Below are 4,062 nucleotides of genomic sequence, written 5' to 3'. Positions count from 1 at the left end.
TCGCACTAATTACGCTAATTTTTAACTAATAAATCAAATACTGATTCGCATGTATAATAAGCCTCTTTATTCTCTGCGCGGGAAAAAAGGCGTTTCCTGGTATGGAGAAAAGGCGTAGTCTGCCATCATCAAACGGCGTAGCCTGATAAGCAAAAACGGCGTATCCTCCACATCCTTATTTTACCCTTCTATTCAACTGATTATTAGCCTTTTCCTGTTTTGATTTTCCAACCCGTTTTCCGGTTGTCTTCTTTTTACCGGCTGCGGACTTTGTCTTTCCGGCAAAGGGATTGTTATTTTTTTTGATTGGCATAGACAACACTTATATAAACAGTACTTATACCTTAATTCTTGTTCCTCTTATTCTCCTTCGTAATATTCGCCCAGAAACCAGCGAGCCACAAAATCCCAGTTTCCCTGCAACAGTTCCTTTCCGTTCTCAAACGGGAACTGTGCTTCTGGCAACAGTTCATGTTCCATTCCATATTTCAACAAATCAAACGGACACAAACCTTCTTCACAAAACAGCTCGTATGCTTCCTCTTCTGCCAGTTCAGCATTGTAGAGCGGGTTGCGTTTGTCCGCAAAATATGGGGCCACATCAGGCCCTATCAACAGACCTTTCGGATTGGCGAAAACCACGAAGTTATCAAATTCTCTTAAATCAGGCAATAGAGAATCTTCTTCATCCTCCCACTTCAATGATTGCACAAAGAAAAATTTCAGCGCATCGTAAGAGTCGAAGTACAAAAGCGGTTCACCTTTACTTGCTTCAAGGAAACGCTCAACGTTGGCAGGCATTTTTTCTCCCGGCAAAGCTATCGGCAGAGGCATTCGCTTCTTTTGCATCAATTCCGTTTCCAGCAGCCAGTCCGTCGCCAGGTAATCACTGATAGGAGCCAATTCGAACGCAGCATCCAAACGGTTGTATAATGCATCTGCAAACTCCAGCAAATCTGTATCCATCGGGTTCTCCACTCCGTCAAAATCATCACCGACCGGTGAATTGATTGCCCACAAAAGGAAAACAACATCTTCACGGTTGATTTCGTCCGGCAGATATTCGTCCGTCAACGTGTAGAAAGGCAGGTAACGTCCGTAGTTTTCCTGATGCCAGTGGATAAATTGACGCCAGTTTCCTCCGTCTGCCACGCAATCTTCCAAGTACAAAGCACACGTCAGAGCCACTTGCTTCTGGTCTTCTTCCATCTCTTTCCCACCATATATATAAGATTCGGCCACCAATGGCAATAGCTGATTAGCGAAATCCAGATACCATTTATCCGTATTCACTACCTTTGCACGACCGTGAGCGTCCAGCCATGCCTGCATATAAATTTTCTGTTGTTTCATACTACAAACGTTTCAAAGCCAGTTTGATAACCTTTTCTACCGGAGCATCCGGTTCTTCCTTCAAGATAGCCAACACCACCTTTTGCGAAGGCGCGGCAGCAAAACCGAGCATTGTCAATGCAGACACCGCCTCTTCCTGCACTTCCGCATTGGCAGGTTGCAGCAACAGACCTGCGGAAGCACCTCCGCCGGCAGACCCACTCATCGTTTTTATCTTATCTTTCAGGTCGACAATCACCCGTTGCGCAGTCTTCAGCCCGATACCTTTCACCGTTTTCAGCATATTCGCGTTTTCGGTGCTGATTACGTTCACCAGTTCGGCAGGTGAGAGCGCCGAGAGAATCATACGTGCCGTGTTCCCCCCGATTCCGGAGACGGAAATCAACAACAGAAAAATCTCCCGCTCCTGCTTCTCGGCAAATCCGTAAAGCACATACGCGTCTTCCCGAATCGCCTCGTGAATATATAGCTTACAGTTTTTCTTTCCCTGAATAGCCGAATAGGTATTCAAGGATATATTGGCGGCATATCCCACCCCGTTACAGTCAATCACTGCGGTTGCCGGACTTAGTTCGGCAAGTTCGCCTCTAATATATTCTATCATAACAGGGACAAAGATAAAACTTTCTCACCACAGATTACACTGATTTTCACAGATTATTCTTTTGTACATTAGATATGAAGAATATGAAAAAAATAAAAATATTAAAGCGAATGAACCAAAGTTAGTAGTAAATTGTTTACTTTTGCAAGCAAAAGAAAGAAATTTGTTCATTAAAACCAAGAAAAGAATGAAAAAAGTAAGAGCTGCCATCGTTGGTTATGGTAACATCGGACATTATGTACTGGAAGCGCTTCAGGCGGCACCTGATTTCGAAATAGCCGGAGTCGTTCGTCGTGCAGGAGCAGAGAACAAACCGGAAGAGTTGGCAAACTATGCAGTAGTAAAGGACATAAAAGAGTTGGGGGATGTAGACGTAGCTATTCTTTGCACGCCAACCCGCAGCGTTGAGAAATATGCAAAAGAATATCTGGCAATGGGAGTTAATACGGTAGACAGTTTCGATATCCACACTGGTATCGTAGATTTACGCCGCACTCTGGATGCTGCTGCCAAAGAACATAAAGCCGTATCGATCATCTCTGCCGGATGGGATCCGGGAAGCGACTCCATCGTACGCACCATGCTCGAAGCGATTGCTCCGAAAGGAATCACTTACACCAACTTCGGTCCGGGTATGAGCATGGGACACACAGTAGCCGTAAAAGCTATCGACGGGGTGAAAGCCGCTCTTTCCATGACTATTCCTACCGGCACGGGAATCCACCGCCGCATGGTGTACATCGAACTGAAAGACGGATATAAATTTGAAGAAGTAGCTGCTGCCATCAAAGCAGATCCTTACTTCGTGAATGATGAAACACACGTGAAACTCGTTCCGAGCGTAGACGCTCTATTGGATATGGGTCACGGTGTAAATCTCACTCGCAAAGGTGTATCCGGCAAAACACAGAATCAGTTATTCGAATTTAATATGCGCATCAACAACCCCGCACTGACAGCACAAGTGCTAGTATGTGTGGCACGTGCTTCGATGAAGCAACAGCCGGGATGCTACACAATGGTAGAAATTCCTGTTATCGACCTTCTCCCCGGCGACCGTGAAGAATGGATCGGACATTTGGTATAATATATTTTATACATAAAATAAAAATTAAATAGAGAAAGGTGTATCGCCTTTCTCTATTTTTTTTCTTTGTGAAGATACTACAAAAAACACAATTATGAGGAAACTGTTCATTCCATCAACCACGACGGTTTCCAACTGGACACCGAGCATTGGGTACGCATCAAAATTTTAAAACCGTAGGGAGTATCATACGCCGATATTTCTTTAAAAAAAGAATAAGGCGAAGAAACGCTTTACGGAAAATAAAGTATCTTTGCGACTCAATATTTTTTGTGACTTAACAATTCTAAATAGGAACATTGAAGAACAAACGATACAATAATATAGAAGAATGGGCAAATACCCTTAGCCATGGAATAGGTATTCTGCTTGGAATCGTGGCCGGATATTTGTTATTGGAAAAGGCATCCGAAAATATAGAGCCGCAGTGGGCAGTTGCTTGTGTATCTGTCTATTTGGCGGGGATGCTTTCTTCTTATGTCAGTTCTACGTGGTATCACGGCAGCCGTCCGGGAAAGCTGAAAGAGCTGCTCCGTAAATTCGATCATGGAGCTATCTATTTGCACATTGCCGGAACCTACACCCCTTTTACCCTGCTTGTTCTGCGGCATGCCGGCGGATGGGGATGGGGAATTTTTGCTTTCGTCTGGCTGTCGGCTATCGCCGGTTTCATTCTTAGCTTCAAAAAACTGAAAGAACATAGCAATCTCGAAACGGCTTGTTATGTAGGTATGGGCGCCTGTATATTGGTAGCCATGAAACCTTTGTTAGATCATCTGGGAGAACTGGGAGCCACTACCGCTTTCTGGTGGCTGATTGGCGGAGGAGTTTCGTATATCGTGGGAGCTGTTTTTTATTCGTTGCGCAAACCATATATGCATGCCACTTTCCACTTGTTTTGTCTGGGAGGCAGCATCGGGCATATCATTGCCATCTGGCTGATTCTATAAGGAATAGTAGGGACAAAAAAAAGGCTATCTATCCCAGACAGCCAATCTTTGTTAACCTTAAATCTAAT

General features: G+C 44.3%; 4 protein-coding genes. 2 read left to right on the top strand and 2 right to left on the bottom strand.

What is annotated here, in order from left to right; all coding sequences use genetic code 11:
- Nucleotides 1-360: 360 nt before the first annotated feature.
- Nucleotides 361-1,353: a DUF3843 family protein gene (locus ACT8YW_RS22125; protein ID WP_444107166.1), complete on the bottom strand. Its 993-nt coding sequence runs from the start codon at nt 1,351-1,353 to the stop codon at nt 361-363.
- A gap of 1 nt (nt 1,354) precedes the next feature.
- Nucleotides 1,355-1,957: a Holliday junction branch migration protein RuvA gene (ruvA, locus tag ACT8YW_RS22120; protein ID WP_004314150.1), complete on the bottom strand. Its 603-nt coding sequence runs from the start codon at nt 1,955-1,957 to the stop codon at nt 1,355-1,357.
- Between the two features lie 187 nt (nt 1,958-2,144).
- On the opposite strand from ruvA, the gene ACT8YW_RS22115 reads away from it, so the two are divergent.
- Entirely contained in the window at nt 2,145-3,044 is a 900-nt protein-coding gene (locus ACT8YW_RS22115) for a diaminopimelate dehydrogenase (RefSeq protein ID WP_049702134.1), read from the top strand.
- Between the two features lie 299 nt (nt 3,045-3,343).
- On the top strand, nt 3,344-3,994 hold the full coding sequence (gene trhA, locus ACT8YW_RS22110; RefSeq protein WP_049702131.1) for a PAQR family membrane homeostasis protein TrhA: 651 nt from the start codon (nt 3,344-3,346) through the stop codon (nt 3,992-3,994).
- Nucleotides 3,995-4,062: the final 68 nt, after the last annotated feature.

This window comes from Bacteroides sp. (genome assembly GCF_052357945.1).
In the GTDB taxonomy this organism is placed as follows: Bacteria; Bacteroidota; Bacteroidia; order Bacteroidales; family Bacteroidaceae; genus Bacteroides.
Note: the sequence above shows the minus strand (reverse complement) of the source record. Positions and strands in the feature narration are given on the sequence as shown.

Coding starts and splice junctions, on each gene's coding strand:
- ACT8YW_RS22125 (WP_444107166.1), bottom strand. CDS start 1,353: ATGAAACAACAGAAAATTTATATGCAGGCATGGCTGGACGCTCACGGT.
- ruvA (WP_004314150.1), bottom strand. CDS start 1,957: ATGATAGAATATATTAGAGGCGAACTTGCCGAACTAAGTCCGGCAACC.
- ACT8YW_RS22115 (WP_049702134.1), top strand. CDS start 2,145: ATGAAAAAAGTAAGAGCTGCCATCGTTGGTTATGGTAACATCGGACAT.